Genomic DNA, 13,049 nt, shown 5'->3' with positions numbered 1-13,049 from the left:
GGAAAACCCATGAGCACGCTTCACGAACCGGGCTTGATGGGCGAGACGGCATGGATATGGCTGGCGAAGGCCGCAGGCGCAATCGCCGGTTCCGCCGTGTCGCTCGCCTATATGCTGCCCAAGGGCAAGCAGGAGGCGGCGATCCGCTTTGCCGTTGGCATCATCTGCGGACTGGTGTTCGGCGGCGCGGCGGGCGTCAAGATCGCCGAACAACTCGCCATCTACGGAGACCTCGGCAAGGCAGAACTTATGCTGATGGGGTCGGCCGCCGCCAGCCTTGCGGCGTGGTCGGCGCTCGGCATCTTCAACCGTTTCACCGAACGCATGAAGCCGCCGCTTCCCGACTTCATTTCAGAACAGCAGAAAAGGAAACTCCGCGATGAAGGCTGAGCAGGCGAAGCTGCGGCCAAGGCTGCAACTGGAGACGAAACTGGCCGGGCTGGCGCTTGAGCAGGTGGATATCGACGGTAGCTTTTCCGGCTATGCCAGCCTCTTCGGCGAAGTGGATCTCGGCCAGGACATCATCGAGCCGGGAGCCTTTGCCCGCTCTCTCAAGGCCCGCGGCACATCTGGCATTCGCATGCTATGGCAGCATGAAGCCAATGAGCCCATAGGCGTCTGGACCGTGATCAGGGAAGACGCGCGTGGTCTCTATGTCGAGGGCCGCCTGGCCAGGGGCGTCGCCCGGGCGCGGGATGCGCTCGAACTGATGCGCAGCGGCGCGCTCGACGGGCTTTCGATCGGCTTTCGTACGGTTCGCGCCCGCAAGGAGGCGAAAACCGGAATCCGCCGCATCGTCGAGGCTGATCTCTGGGAAATATCGGTGGTCACCTTTCCGATGCTGCCATCCGCGCGCATCAGCAGCGTCAAGGGAAAACCACTGCCGACGATACGCCAATTCGAGCGCTGGCTCACGCGGGACGCGGGGCTGGGCCGCAGCGAAGCGCGCACGGTGATCGCCAAGGGTTACGCGGCGGTCGCGGGCGCGAATGGAAACAGGCGGGATGCCGTTTCTGCCTCACCCGAAACGCTGGCCGGGCGCATCCGCGCCGCCGCCAGACAATTTTATGAAAAGGAACAATGATGCAGGAAGCAATAACGGCATCTGAGACAAAGAGCGTCGAGATCAAGGCGATCGGCAACGGGCAGGAGGTCGCCGAGGCGTTTGACGAGTTCATGTCTGCGTTCGATGCCTTCAAGCAGGCCAATGACGAACGGCTCGAAAAGATCGAAAAGCGGGTCGCTCCCGATGTGCTGACGGTCGAAAAGGTCGACCGCATCAACCGCAGCCTTGAGGAGCAGAAACAGGCGCTCGACCAGATGCTGCTGAAGCAGGCTCGCCCATCGCTTGGAAGCTCCCCGGGACGCGCCGGTTCGGTGGCCTCGCTCGAACACAAGAATGCCTTCGAAACCTATGTGCGCCGGGGCGACGAACAGGCGCTCCGTGGCATCGAGCAGAAGGCGCATTCCTATGGTTCCGGCCCCGATGGCGGCTATCTCGTGCCGGCGGAAATCGAGACGGAAATCGGCAGGCGGCTTGCAGGGCTTTCCCCGATCCGCTCCATGGCGAGCGTCCGGCAGGTCTCCGGCGCGGTGCTGAAGAAGCCGTTTTCGATAAGCGGCCCGGCGGTCGGCTGGGTGGGCGAAACGGATGCACGTCCGCAAACCGCATCCGGCGTGCTCGCCGAGTTGCAGTTCCCGACGATGGAACTCTACGCCATGCCGGCGGCGACCGCTTCGCTTCTCGACGATGCGGCGGTCGATGTCGAGCAGTGGATATCGGCTGAAGTGGAGACGGCGTTCGCCGAGCAGGAAAGTGCTGCTTTCATCTCCGGCGATGGTGTGAACAAGCCGCGCGGCTTTCTCGATTATGCGACGGTCGCGGAGGAAAACTGGCAATGGGGCCGGCTTGGTCATCTCGCAACCGGCGTTGCCGGCGGATTGCCGGCTGAGGATGCTTCCGATGTGCTGATCGAGCTCATCTATTCGCTGAAGGCCGGATACCGCCAGAACGCGAACTGGGTTATGAACCGCAAGAGTCAGGCAGCGCTTCGCAAGCTCAAGGACAGGGATGGCAACTATCTCTGGCAGCCGCCTGCTTCGGTTGGGCAGAAAGCTTCACTGATGGGCTTCGGCCTGGTGGAGGCCGAGGACATGCCGGATATGGCGGCCGATGCGAGCGCCATTGCCTTTGGCGATTTCAGCCGGGGCTATCTCGTCGTCGACCGCACCGGCGTCCGCGTCCTGCGCGATCCCTATTCCGCCAAGCCCTATGTGCTGTTTTATACGACCAAGCGCGTCGGCGGCGGCATCCAGGATTTCGATGCGATCAAGCTTCTGAAGTTCGCGGCGTGAGGAAGACTGAATAGAAAAGTTGGCGGGACAGCGCCCCCCTCTGTCCTGCCGGACATCTCCCCCGCGAGGGGGAGATTGGCCTTCATCAGCGATGGCCCGTAATTCGGCTACGGCCGGCGATTTGGCGAAAACGGAACTGATAGCTGATCTCCCCCCTCGCGGGGGAGATGGGCGGCAGCCCGGAGGGGGCGCTGTCCCGCCGAGGTTTTACCGTTTCAATCCCCACAAGGATTCCCCATGACCATGCTTTTAGTCACGCCCCCGGCGGTCGAGCCGGTGACGCTTGCGCAAACGCGGGCTTTTCTCAAAATCTCGTCCGAAAGCGAAGACGAACTCCTGGAACAGCTCCTGCGCACCGCGCGCGAGGTGGTGGAAAGCCAGACCGGACTGGCGCTGATCAGCCAGACATGGCGGCTCCATCTCGACCGCTGGCCCCGCTCCGGCCGCATCGCGCTCTTCCGCTATCCCGTGCGCGAGATCGTCGAGGTGACGGCCTATGAGCCGGACGGGACGCCGGTGGTGATCGGCGCGAGCGAGCGGCACCTGCACAAGGGTTCGCGCCCGCAACGGCTTTATCTCAGCCCGCGCGCCGGATCGTCCTCGCTCGGCGGGTTGGAAATCGATTTCGTGACAGGCTTCGGCGAAACCGGCGCGGATGTGCCGGATGCGCTGAAACACGCGATCCTGACGCTCGCAGCCCATCTCTATGAGTTTCGCAGCGCGTTCGATGGCGAGATGCAGCCGGTTTCCTTTCCCCCGGCCTTCGACCGCATGGTCGAAATCTGGCGCAGGGTTTCGTTATGAATACTGTCTTCATCGACGCCGGGCGGTTTTCGAGCGAACTGGCGCTCGAACGGAACCGGCCCGTTTCCGATGATATCGGCGGTTACGCGGAAAATTGGGAGGAGGTCGCGACACTTTGGGGCCGCATCGAGCCTGTCTCCGACACGGCGCGATTTTTCGGGGCGCAACCGCTCGAAGAGATCACCCATCGCATCACGCTACGCTTCCGCAGGGATATCGAGAGCGGCATGCGCCTGCGCAAGGCAGAGCGGCGTTTCACGATCCTCACCATTCATGATCCTGATGAAAGCGGACGCTATCTTCTGTGCCGGGTCAGGGAGGAGGGACAATGAAATTGTCGATGGCCCTGACCATGGATGGTCTGATCCGCAGCTTGCGCTGGCGTGGCGTCGAACTGCGGGAAGACGTGCTGGAACCGGTGGCAGAGACGCGGCAGGGAGACAAACACGATGACGAGCGCCAACATGGAATTGCAGAAAGCGGTCTTTCTCGCCCTTTGCCATGATGCGGCATTGGTGGCGAGGCTTGGCGGCCCGAATGTCTATGATCACGTTCCCGCCGCGGCTGCTTTCCCCTATGTCACCTTCGGCCAGACTGCGGTTTATGACTGGAGCACGGACAGCGAAATCGGCGACGAGCATCTCTTCACCATCCATGTCTGGGCGCGTGCGGGCGGCAAGAAGCAGGTCCTGGAAATCATGGACCTGATTGCCTCCCGAATGTCCGTTGCCGCTCTGACGCTCGACCGGCATCGGCTCGTCAATCTCGCGCTTCAATATTCGCAGGCGCGCAATGACGACGAGCGCGACGGCTATCACGGCCTGCTGCGGTACAGGGCGGTGACGGAAGCGGTGTAATTTTCATGTGAATGTCGGCGGGACAGCGCCCCCCTCCCGCGTTTCCATCTAAACGATAGGAGAACTCCCATGGCCGCCCAGAGAGGCAAGGACATATTGCTTAAACTCGCCCGTCCGGACGGGGGATTTGAAACCTGCGCCGGATTGCGGGCCAAGCGTATCGCCTTCAATGCCGAGAGCGTCGATGTGACAGACGCCGATGCCGCCGGCAGATGGCGGCAGCTTCTCGGCGGCAGCGGCGTGCAGCGGGCCTCCATCACCGGATCGGGTATCTTCAAGGACGCCGCCTCCGATGCGCTCGTCCGCGCCGCATTCTTCAACGGCGACATTCTCGCCTGGCAGATCATTCTCCCGGATTTTGGGACACTGAATGGCTCCTTCCAGATCACCGCGCTCGAATATGGCGGCAATCACGATGCGGAAGTGACCTTCGAGATCGCATTGGAATCCGCCGGAATGGTTACCTTCAGAGAACTGGCATGATGGTGAACCGGCATCGCGGCGAAGTGGGCGCGGTTCTCGATGGCCGCGAATGGGTGCTCTGCCTGACACTGGGAGCGCTCGCCGAACTGGAGACAGCCTTTGAGGCGGAGGATTTGACAGCGCTCATCGCACGATTTTCCTCGGGACGACTTTCGGCCAGGGACATGGTGCGCATCATCACGGCCGGTCTGCGCGGCGGCGGACACAGCGTCACCGAAGAAGATGTAACGCAGATGCAGGCCGACGGCGGCGCGGCGGGTTTCGCCCGCATCGTCAGCGAACTGCTGACGGTCACATTCGGCGCGTCTCAGGCGGCTACGCCGAAGCCGGCCGCCTCGAAGCCGGAAAGCGATTCCCTGCCAAACCCTTGAGTGCCGCAGTTGCCCCCCAACCTTTCCCATGGGCAACCATGATGCAGGCGGGGCTGGGGCATCTGCGGCTTTCTCCCAAAGCCTTCTGGTCCATGACGCCGCGTGAACTGGCGGCAGCCATGGGCCTTTCCGCGCGCGATGCGAATGCACCCTCGCGCCAGACATTCAACGCCCTCATGCGGGCATTTCCCGACAGGTGAGATATGGCAGAAGAGAATGTAACCGTCGCGATCGAGGCGGATACCAGCGCCTTCGACAAGGCACTCGACGATCTGCAGAAGAAATCCGGCCAGTTCGGCACCAGCTTGACGGCAGCGCTGAAAGGAGCGGCGGTCAGTGGGCGCGGCCTCGACGATGTGCTCCGAGGGCTTGCCGCCAACCTCGCGGGCCTCGCGCTCGAAACCGGTTTGAAGCCGCTGCAGGGGCTGATGTCGTCGCTGTTCTCGGGCCTTCTCGGCGGCATCGGCGGTGTGACACCCTTCGCCAAGGGAGGCGTCGTATCGAGCCCGACCTATTTCGGCATGGGCAATGGTTCGCTGGGCCTGAGCGGCGAAGCGGGCGCCGAAGCCATTCTGCCGCTCGCCCGCGGCGCGGATGGCCGTCTGGGCGTGGCAACCGGCGGGCAGCCAAAGTCCATGGCTGTCGTCTTCAATGTTTCGACGCCCGATGCCGCGTCCTTCCGCAAGTCGGAGGCGCAACTGTCAGGCATGCTGGCGCGCGCTGCGCGGCGCGGCGCAAGGAGCTTGTGAATATCATGGAAATTTCCTCCTTCCATGATGTGCGCTTTCCCCTCGGCGTCTCCTTTGGCGCAACGGGAGGCCCGGAATGGCGCAACGAGATCGTGGCGCTCACCTCTGGCCACGAGAAGCGCAATGCGCGCTGGGCGCAATCCCGCCGGCACTTTGACGCCGGGACGGGGCTGCGCTCGCTGCACGATCTGAGGGAAGTCCTGGCTTTCTTCGAGGCGCGGCATGGCTCGCTCTATGCCTTCCGCTTCCGCGATCCGTTCGATCACCTCTCCAATGAAAATGGCGGTGAGATACTGCCGGGAGACCAGACGATCGGCATGGGCGACGGCAGCATGGCAAATTTCCAGTTGGCCAAGCGCTATGGCGGGGGAGCTTACATCCGCCCGATCACCAGGCCGGTGGCCGGTTCGGTGAGGATCGCCGTCGGCGGAGTGGAAATGATCGAGGGTGAGGCCTTCACAGTCGACAGCCAGACCGGGACCGTCCAATTCACACCCGACGCCATCCCATTGAATGGCGCTTCCGTCACCGCCGGTTTCGTCTTCGATGTTGCTGTGCGTTTCGATACGGAACGGCTCACTGCCAGCATCGCCTCGTTCAAGGCCGGCGAAATTCCTTCAATTCCCATCATCGAGGTGAAAGCGTGATCCCAGTTCCTCAAGCGCTTGAATCACATTTGCAGGGGGTGGTGACAACCATTGTTTCGTCTGGATCATTCGGCGGGAGGACGGTGTTGCCCTCGGTTTCACCGATCATGACAGGCAACTCTCCGTGTCGGGCGTCGCCTGCCAACCGCAGACGGGAATGACAGGCAGCGAGGCGAGTACTGCCCTTGGCCTTTCCATCGACAGCGCTGAAATCGAGGGGGCACTCTCTTCGCTTGCCATCCATCAGGCCGACATCGAGCGTGGTCTTTATGACGACGCGACGGTCGAGACCTCTCTCGTCAACTGGTCGTCGCCACAGGATCGCGTGATGCTGCGCCGCTCGATCATCGGAAAGATTACCGTGGTCGATGGAAAATTCACCGCCGAGCTGAAGAGCAGCGCCGCCGATCTGGACAAGATCCATGGCCGCCGCGTCATGCGCGATTGCGACGCGGAACTGGGCGACGGGCGCTGTGGCGTGAACGCCGGCGATCCGCGCTATTCTGCGCAAGGCGTCGTGGTCGAAAGTGGTGACGCGGCCTTTCTGGCTTCCGGCCTGGAGAGCTTCCAACCCCATTGGTTCGACAATGGCCGCCTGACTTGGATCGAGGGGGCGAATGCGGGGAAGACGGCAATCGTCGTCAGCCATGGTTCGACGGGCCGCCTCGCATTGCGTCATATTCCGGCCGATCCCGTGACAGTCGGCGACAGGTTCCGTGTCGTTGCCGGATGCGACAAGAGCTTTGCGCAATGCCGGGTGAAATTCGCCAACACCATCAACTATCGCGGCTTCCCGCATCTGCCCGGAAATGACGCCGCATACGCCTATGTCAACAGCGATGCGGAATTCGACGGAGGGCCTCTGGTGCCATGAACGAGATAACGACCGCATCATCCGTCCTGCGCGAGGCGGAGGACTGGATAGGCACGCCCTATCGCCACGGCGGATCATCGAAGGGCATCGGCTGCGACTGCCTGGGCCTCGTCCGCGGCATCTGGCGCGCGCTCTATGGCGAGGAGCCGGAGCAACCCGGAACCTACGCGCCCGATTGGGCGGAGGCCGGCGGCGGCGATCCGCTGATCGACGCGGCGCGACGCCACATGGCTGAGAAACCTTTGGATATGATGCTGCCGGGCGATCTCCTGGTGTTCCGCTGGCGTCCATCCGTCGCCGCCAAGCATCTCGGCATTCTCGCGCCGGAGAACCGCTTCATCCATGCTTATGAGGGGCACCGTGTCATGGCGTCGGCGCTCGTTCCGCAATGGCGCAGAAAGATAGCGCGGGTGTTTGTGTTTCCAGCACAAGACAATTTTTTAGGTGGATAGGTTAGCGGGACAGCGCCCCCTCTGGGCTGCCGCCCATCTCCCCCGCATGGGGGGAGATTACGCTTTCATGAGCGGCGGCACCAATCGCAAATGTTGGAATAAAGATCCGTCATTGGTGGCGGCCAATCTCCCCCCTCGCGGGGGAGATGTCCGGCAGGACAGAGGGGGGCGCTGTCCTGCCAATGTTTCTATTTTAATTAGAAGGCTTTAATCCCCATGGCGACACTCGTTCTGCAAGCTGCCGGCGCTTATCTCGGCGGCTTTCTCGGCACGCTTGGCGGTACGATCGGTGCTGCGGCGGGCGCGCTGGGCGGCTATCTCATCGATACCGCGCTGATCAATTCGACGCGCCGCACGGAAGGGCCGCGACTGGCCGGCGCCAAGCCGACGACGGCGGAGGAGGGCGCCGCCCTGCCTTTTGTCTACGGCACAGCGCGCCTTTCCGGCACGCTGATCTGGGCTACCCGTTTCGAGGAAAAGGCGACCACGACCCGCCAGGGCGGCAAGGGCGGCGCGAAAACCACGAATTACAGCTATTTCGCCAATGCCGCCTATGCCATCGCGGAAGGCGAGATCGCAGGGATCCGCCGCATCTGGGCCAATGGCAGGGAAATCGACCAAACCACGGTCGAGATGCGCATCTATCGCGGCACTGGCGACCAGATGCCCGATCCGCTGATCGAGGCCAAGCAGGGCGAAGGCAATGCTCCCGCCTATCGCGGCACCGCCTATGTCGTCTTCGAGCGCATGCCCATCGACGATTACGGCAACAGGCTTCCGCAGATCCAGTTCGAGGTGATGCGGCCCGTGGGCAATCTGGCGCGGAGCATCACGGCCGTCGCGCTTATTCCCGGCTCGACCGAGTTCGGCCTTTCGCCTGACGTGGTAACGGACCAGCCCAAGCCCGGAGAGACGCGCGCGATCAACCGCAATGCGCTGCGTGGACCAAGCGACTGGACCGCCTCGATGGATGAATTGCAGGCGCTCTGTCCCGATCTTGAACATGTGGCGCTGGTCGTGCCCTGGTTCGGTGACGATCTTCGTGCTGGGGAATGCCGGATCAGGCCGGGCATCGTCGAGCGGAATGCACGACGGCCCAGCAAGGACTGGCGTGTCGATGGGCTGGCGCGCAGCACGGCGCATCTCGTCTCCCGCAATGGTGAGGGTGCAGCCTATGGCGGCACGCCTTCCGACGATAGCGTCACCGCCGCGATCCGCGATGCCAAAGCCCGGGGCCTCAAGGTCACTGTCTATCCCTTCATCATGATGGATATCCCCGGGGATAACCATCTGCCGTCGCCCTATGGCGGGGAAACGCAGCCAGTCTATCCCTGGCGCGGACGCATCACCTGCTTTCCCGGGCCGGGGCAGGAGGGGACGGCTGACCGGACAGCGGCCGCCGCCGTCCAGATCGCCGCCTTTCTCGACGGCGAATGGGGTTACCGGCGGCTGGTGCGGCACTGCGCCGATCTGGCATCGAGTGCCGGCGGCGTCGATGCCTTTATCATCGGCTCGGAATTGCGCGGCCTCACGACGCTCCGCGACGGCGCGAATGGCTTTCCCTTCGTCTCCGGCCTCGGTGAACTCGCAGCCGAAATCCGCTCCCGCCTGGGCAACGCCTGCAAGCTGACCTATGCCGCCGACTGGTCGGAATATTTCGGCCATCACCCGCAGGACGGCAGCGGCGACGTCTTTTTCCATCTCGATCCCCTATGGGCGCATCCGGCCATTGATGCCGTCGGCATCGACAATTACATGCCGCTCTCCGATTGGCGCGACGAGGACGACAGGCGTTTCGGACCGGACAAGATCAGCGGCGCATATGATGGCGACGGACTTATCGGCAGCATTGCGGGCGGGGAAGGATTTGACTGGTACTATGCCAGCGCTGAAGATCGCCAGAACCGCGTTCGCTCGCCCATATCGGATGGCCTGGCCGGCAAGCCCTGGGTCTTCCGCTACAAGGATTTGAAGAGCTGGTGGGAAAACCCGCATTATAACCGGATCGGCGGTGCGGAAAGCGTGGCGCCCACCGCATGGCAGCCGAAATCGAAGCCATTCTGGTTTACCGAGCTCGGCTGCCCCGCCGTGGACAAGGCGGCCAATCAGCCCAATGTCTTTCCCGATCCGAAATCCTCCGAGAATGCCATTCCCTATTTTTCGGACGGCTCGCGCTCCGATCTGGCGCAGAGCCGCTTTCTCGGCGCGCATCTCGACTACTGGAACCGCACGGAAAACGGCGGCAATCCCGTTTCTCCCCTTTACGGCGGAACGATGCTGGACAGCCGGCGCATCTATCTCTGGGCCTGGGATACCCGTCCTTTCCCGGAATTTCCGCTCAATGGCGCTCTCTGGGGAGACGCCGACAACTGGCGGCTCGGTCACTGGCTGAACGGGCGGCTGAGCGGCGTCGCGCTTGATGACCTGATCTCGGCCATCTTCCGGGATTTCGGCCTGGATGCGCCGGATACATCGGCCGCTGACGGCTATCTCTCGGGCTTCGTCATCGGCGAACCATCGACGGCGCGCTCGATTCTGGACCCTTTGCTGGGGCTCTTCGGTATCCATGCCTTCGAGGAGGAAGGCCGGTTCGTTTTTCGCAGCGCCAGCAGGTTGTCCCCGCCATGTCTGCTCGAAGATATCGTCGTGCCGGACGACGCGGTCTCCATCACGTCGGTCATGGAGGATCGCCACGATCTTCCGGGCGCCGTGGAGGTGTTCTTCAGCGATCCCCTGCGCGATTACCAGACCGGCAGCGCAGTGGCGAGCCGCAACGAGGGCAAGGGGCAGGGCATCGAGACGCTGACGCTGGCGGGCTCGATGGAAGCCGGACAGGCGAGGGCGCTGGCGGAGGGCTGGCTGGCGCGTCGCTGGGCGGAGAGGCGAACGAAGAACCTTGTGGTTCCATGGGACCATGTCGGACTGGCGGTGGGCGACAGGATCCGCCTCGCACACGATATCAGCAATACCGAATTTGTGGTGACCTCCTTGGAGGATGGCGTTGCGCGCAATATCCAGGCCGCCGCCATCGCGCCGCATGTGCGCTCTCCCGATGTCGGGACATTGCCCCCGGTGCGGCCAGGCAATCCCTCCACGAATGACGGAAAGCCGCTTTTCCACTTGGTCGACCTGCCCGCTTGGCCGGGTGCCGAGAATGCCGCAGGCCAGTTCCGCCTCGCCTGCTACGCCAGGCCATGGCGCGGCGTCAGCGCCCATGCATCGCCGCAGGCGGATGGATATTCCGCGCGGACGCTTGTCGGCAACAGGGCGATCATCGGCGAACTGACCGCGCCACTGCTGCCCGGTCAAAGCGGCAGGTTCGCAAACGCGCAGCCGGTTGATGTGCTGCTCTATTCGGGCGAGTTGCAGTCCCGGTCGAAGGCGCAGCTCTTCAACGGCGCAAACACGGCGCTGGTGCAGGCACCGAACGGAAGCTGGGAGGTCTTCCAGTTTCTCGATGCGGTGGAAATAGCGCAGAACCAGTGGCGGCTGACATGCCTGTTGCGTGGCCAGCTTGGCACAGAGGAAGAGGCATCGGTCCCGAAAGCCACCGGCACGCCATTCATTCTGCTGGATGAGGCGGTGGTGCCCGCGGGCTTGCAGGCATCGGAGATCGGCCTCGCGCTCAACTGGCGGATCGGCACGGCCGGACGCGATTTTTCGGACATCTACTTCGATACCGTTGAAGCCGTCGGGGGCCTCAGGGCGCTGCAGCCGCTAAGCCCCGTCCACCTTGCCGCCCGGCAATGGGCGAATGGCGACATCACCGCAAGCTGGATCCGGCGCGGCCGCATCGATGCGGATAGCTGGTTTGGCGCCGAAATTCCGCTGGGCGAAGAGCAGGAAATCTATCAGGTCGAAATCCGGCGGGAAGGCTCGCTCCTGCGCCGGGTCGAGGCGAGGGAACCGCGATGGACTTATGCCCTGGTGGATAGAATCGCCGATCTGGGCCAACCTGCCGAACCCTTCGAATTGGCGGTGGCAATGGTCAGCGCCAGAACCGGGGCAGGCAGGTTCGCCCGTCTCTGGGTGAATTCTAACCTCAACCCAACACAGAAAGGTGAAAACGAATGAACGCAGTCAAGCCATGGTATCTTTCCAAGACCATATGGGCCTCCGCAGTGACCTTTGCAGTCTCGATCGTCGGATTGCTCGGCTTTTCCGCCGAAACGATCGACCAGCAGTCGCTCGTCGAAAGCGTCATGCAAATCGTCACCGCGCTCGCGGGCCTGATCGCTATCGTCGGGCGTTTCAACGCGGATTCAAGGATTTCGTAAGCAACTGTTTAATGATATGCGGTAGAAGGCCTCGGCAAGGCTCGTTGGGGCCTTTACCGTTCATTCATTGTTCAGCTAAAAAGCGCTATAGAAGGCGCCATGATGAAACATTTTTCTGCTCCCAGAGTTATCGCCGCCCTGGCCGTGCTTGCCGGTGCAACCACTGCTCATGCAGCCAGCCTGCCGATGACCGCTCCCCTCACGACAACGCTGCTGACGCGTGTCGCAGGTGATTGTGTCGCGATCGGGCAGCGGGTTGCCAGCGAGCAGGGCGGAACCCTCACCAAAGCGACGCCTTCCGTGCAGAACGGAAAGGATATGTGTGTCGTCGTCGTGCTCGTTCCCGGCCGCGATGGCGAACGTCCGCGCCGTGTCGAGGTTGCGGTTCCCGCTAACTGAGCGGCATACAACGGAGCGGGCGATATGCGAATTCTCATCGTTGAGGACGACAAGGATCTCAACAGGCAGATCGCTGAGGCCCTGATTGAATCGGGCTATGTGGTGGATCGCGCCCATGATGGCGTCGAGGGACATTACCTCGGCGACAGCGAGCCCTATGATGCGGTCATCCTCGATATCGGCCTGCCACAGATGGATGGCATCAGCATTCTGGAGCGCTGGCGGCGCGACGGGCGGACCATGCCCGTCCTGATGCTCACCGCGCGCGACCGCTGGAGCGACAAGGTGGCCGGCATTGATGCGGGCGCCGATGATTATGTCGCCAAACCGTTCCATATCGAGGAGATCCTGGCGAGGCTTCGGGCGCTGATCCGCCGCGCGGCCGGGCATGCCTCGTCGGAACTGACCTGTGGTCCGCTGCGTCTCGATACGAAATCTTCCAAGGCGAGCATTGACGGCATCACGCTGAAGCTCACCTCGCATGAATTCCGCCTGCTTTCCTATCTCATGCATCACATGGATCAGGTTGTGTCGCGCAGTGAATTGGTCGAGCATCTCTACGATCAGGATTTCGACCGCGATTCCAACACGATCGAGGTTTTCGTCGGGCGCCTGCGCAAGAAGATGGGCATGGATCTGATCGAAACGGTGCGCGGCATGGGCTATCGTATCAAGCCCGATCAAGGGGCTGATGCAACGAAGGACGCGCCCAACTGACGGTGTTCCGCTTCATCCCGACGCCGCGCTCGCTGGCGCTGCGTGTCGTCACCTTCTCGACGAT

At 62.7% G+C, this 13,049-nt stretch carries 18 protein-coding genes; all 18 read left to right on the top strand.

Annotated features, from left to right (window positions below):
- Positions 1 to 9 precede the first annotated feature (9 nt).
- Positions 10 to 390, top strand: a complete 381-nt coding sequence (locus DUT91_RS13375; RefSeq protein ID WP_114440903.1) for a DUF6107 family protein — start codon at positions 10 to 12, stop codon at positions 388 to 390.
- Positions 380 to 1,084: an HK97 family phage prohead protease gene (locus tag DUT91_RS13370; RefSeq protein ID WP_114440902.1), complete on the top strand. Its 705-nt coding sequence runs from the start codon at positions 380 to 382 to the stop codon at positions 1,082 to 1,084. The genes DUT91_RS13375 and DUT91_RS13370 overlap by 11 nt, the downstream gene beginning before the upstream one ends.
- The gene (locus DUT91_RS13365; protein WP_114440901.1) at positions 1,081 to 2,355 is read left to right on the top strand and encodes a phage major capsid protein; all 1,275 of its coding nucleotides are present in this window, start codon (positions 1,081 to 1,083) and stop codon (positions 2,353 to 2,355) included. Before DUT91_RS13370 ends, DUT91_RS13365 begins: the two co-directional genes overlap by 4 nt.
- 237 nt (positions 2,356 to 2,592) lie before the next feature.
- The gene (locus DUT91_RS13360) at positions 2,593 to 3,159 is read left to right on the top strand and encodes a head-tail connector protein (RefSeq protein ID WP_114440900.1); all 567 of its coding nucleotides are present in this window, start codon (positions 2,593 to 2,595) and stop codon (positions 3,157 to 3,159) included.
- Positions 3,156 to 3,491 (top strand): phage head closure protein, encoded by a 336-nt coding sequence (locus DUT91_RS13355; protein WP_114440899.1) that lies wholly within the window; start codon positions 3,156 to 3,158, stop codon positions 3,489 to 3,491. The genes DUT91_RS13360 and DUT91_RS13355 overlap by 4 nt, the downstream gene beginning before the upstream one ends.
- Positions 3,488 to 3,664, top strand: coding sequence for a hypothetical protein (locus DUT91_RS25805; protein ID WP_160113647.1), 177 nt, complete (start codon positions 3,488 to 3,490; stop codon positions 3,662 to 3,664). The genes DUT91_RS13355 and DUT91_RS25805 overlap by 4 nt, the downstream gene beginning before the upstream one ends.
- Entirely contained in the window at positions 3,624 to 4,016 is a 393-nt protein-coding gene (locus DUT91_RS13350) for a DUF3168 domain-containing protein (protein WP_245419710.1), read from the top strand. The genes DUT91_RS25805 and DUT91_RS13350 overlap by 41 nt, the downstream gene beginning before the upstream one ends.
- 69 nt (positions 4,017 to 4,085) lie before the next feature.
- Positions 4,086 to 4,499, top strand: a complete 414-nt coding sequence (locus DUT91_RS13345) for a phage major tail protein, TP901-1 family (protein WP_114440897.1) — start codon at positions 4,086 to 4,088, stop codon at positions 4,497 to 4,499.
- Positions 4,496 to 4,870, top strand: coding sequence for a gene transfer agent family protein (locus tag DUT91_RS13340; RefSeq protein WP_245419709.1), 375 nt, complete (start codon positions 4,496 to 4,498; stop codon positions 4,868 to 4,870). The genes DUT91_RS13345 and DUT91_RS13340 overlap by 4 nt, the downstream gene beginning before the upstream one ends.
- Entirely contained in the window at positions 4,867 to 5,070 is a 204-nt protein-coding gene (locus tag DUT91_RS13335; protein ID WP_114440896.1) for a rcc01693 family protein, read from the top strand. Before DUT91_RS13340 ends, DUT91_RS13335 begins: the two co-directional genes overlap by 4 nt.
- 3 nt (positions 5,071 to 5,073) lie before the next feature.
- The gene (locus tag DUT91_RS13330; RefSeq protein ID WP_114440895.1) at positions 5,074 to 5,619 is read left to right on the top strand and encodes a phage tail tape measure protein; all 546 of its coding nucleotides are present in this window, start codon (positions 5,074 to 5,076) and stop codon (positions 5,617 to 5,619) included.
- A gap of 5 nt (positions 5,620 to 5,624) precedes the next feature.
- A complete protein-coding gene (locus DUT91_RS13325; RefSeq protein WP_114441192.1) occupies positions 5,625 to 6,266 on the top strand; it encodes a DUF2460 domain-containing protein in 642 nt (213 codons plus the stop codon).
- Between the two features lie 22 nt (positions 6,267 to 6,288).
- A complete protein-coding gene (locus DUT91_RS13320; RefSeq protein ID WP_342634455.1) occupies positions 6,289 to 7,140 on the top strand; it encodes a DUF2163 domain-containing protein in 852 nt (283 codons plus the stop codon).
- 5 nt (positions 7,141 to 7,145) lie between these two features.
- Positions 7,146 to 7,592: an NlpC/P60 family protein gene (locus DUT91_RS13315; protein ID WP_425373799.1), complete on the top strand. Its 447-nt coding sequence runs from the start codon at positions 7,146 to 7,148 to the stop codon at positions 7,590 to 7,592.
- Between the two features lie 216 nt (positions 7,593 to 7,808).
- Positions 7,809 to 11,666, top strand: a complete 3,858-nt coding sequence (locus DUT91_RS13310) for a baseplate multidomain protein megatron (RefSeq protein ID WP_114440893.1) — start codon at positions 7,809 to 7,811, stop codon at positions 11,664 to 11,666.
- Positions 11,663 to 11,869 carry a hypothetical protein gene (locus DUT91_RS13305; RefSeq protein ID WP_114440892.1) on the top strand — a complete coding sequence of 69 codons (207 nt, stop codon included), beginning with the start codon at positions 11,663 to 11,665 and terminating at the stop codon, positions 11,867 to 11,869. Before DUT91_RS13310 ends, DUT91_RS13305 begins: the two co-directional genes overlap by 4 nt.
- Before the next feature lie 102 nt (positions 11,870 to 11,971).
- Positions 11,972 to 12,268, top strand: a complete 297-nt coding sequence (locus tag DUT91_RS13300; RefSeq protein ID WP_114441190.1) for a hypothetical protein — start codon at positions 11,972 to 11,974, stop codon at positions 12,266 to 12,268.
- Between the two features lie 24 nt (positions 12,269 to 12,292).
- Positions 12,293 to 12,985, top strand: a complete 693-nt coding sequence (locus DUT91_RS13295) for a response regulator transcription factor (RefSeq protein WP_114440891.1) — start codon at positions 12,293 to 12,295, stop codon at positions 12,983 to 12,985.
- Positions 12,986 to 13,049: the final 64 nt, after the last annotated feature.

The sequence above is a fragment of the Paramesorhizobium salinisoli genome (assembly GCF_003335045.1).
GTDB lineage: Bacteria > Pseudomonadota > Alphaproteobacteria > Rhizobiales > Rhizobiaceae > Paramesorhizobium > Paramesorhizobium salinisoli.
Note: the sequence above shows the minus strand (reverse complement) of the source record. Positions and strands in the feature narration are given on the sequence as shown.

Bases quoted from the DNA above. Each gene is read 5' to 3' on its own strand.
- DUT91_RS13375 (WP_114440903.1), top strand. From the start codon at position 10: ATGAGCACGCTTCACGAACCGGGCTTGATGGGCGAGACGGCATGGATA.
- DUT91_RS13370 (WP_114440902.1), top strand. From the start codon at position 380: ATGAAGGCTGAGCAGGCGAAGCTGCGGCCAAGGCTGCAACTGGAGACG.
- DUT91_RS13365 (WP_114440901.1), top strand. From the start codon at position 1,081: ATGATGCAGGAAGCAATAACGGCATCTGAGACAAAGAGCGTCGAGATC.
- DUT91_RS13360 (WP_114440900.1), top strand. From the start codon at position 2,593: ATGACCATGCTTTTAGTCACGCCCCCGGCGGTCGAGCCGGTGACGCTT.
- DUT91_RS13355 (WP_114440899.1), top strand. From the start codon at position 3,156: ATGAATACTGTCTTCATCGACGCCGGGCGGTTTTCGAGCGAACTGGCG.
- DUT91_RS25805 (WP_160113647.1), top strand. From the start codon at position 3,488: ATGAAATTGTCGATGGCCCTGACCATGGATGGTCTGATCCGCAGCTTG.
- DUT91_RS13350 (WP_245419710.1), top strand. From the start codon at position 3,624: ATGGAATTGCAGAAAGCGGTCTTTCTCGCCCTTTGCCATGATGCGGCA.
- DUT91_RS13345 (WP_114440897.1), top strand. From the start codon at position 4,086: ATGGCCGCCCAGAGAGGCAAGGACATATTGCTTAAACTCGCCCGTCCG.
- DUT91_RS13340 (WP_245419709.1), top strand. From the start codon at position 4,496: ATGATGGTGAACCGGCATCGCGGCGAAGTGGGCGCGGTTCTCGATGGC.
- DUT91_RS13330 (WP_114440895.1), top strand. From the start codon at position 5,074: ATGGCAGAAGAGAATGTAACCGTCGCGATCGAGGCGGATACCAGCGCC.
- DUT91_RS13325 (WP_114441192.1), top strand. From the start codon at position 5,625: ATGGAAATTTCCTCCTTCCATGATGTGCGCTTTCCCCTCGGCGTCTCC.
- DUT91_RS13310 (WP_114440893.1), top strand. From the start codon at position 7,809: ATGGCGACACTCGTTCTGCAAGCTGCCGGCGCTTATCTCGGCGGCTTT.
- DUT91_RS13305 (WP_114440892.1), top strand. From the start codon at position 11,663: ATGAACGCAGTCAAGCCATGGTATCTTTCCAAGACCATATGGGCCTCC.
- DUT91_RS13300 (WP_114441190.1), top strand. From the start codon at position 11,972: ATGAAACATTTTTCTGCTCCCAGAGTTATCGCCGCCCTGGCCGTGCTT.
- DUT91_RS13295 (WP_114440891.1), top strand. From the start codon at position 12,293: ATGCGAATTCTCATCGTTGAGGACGACAAGGATCTCAACAGGCAGATC.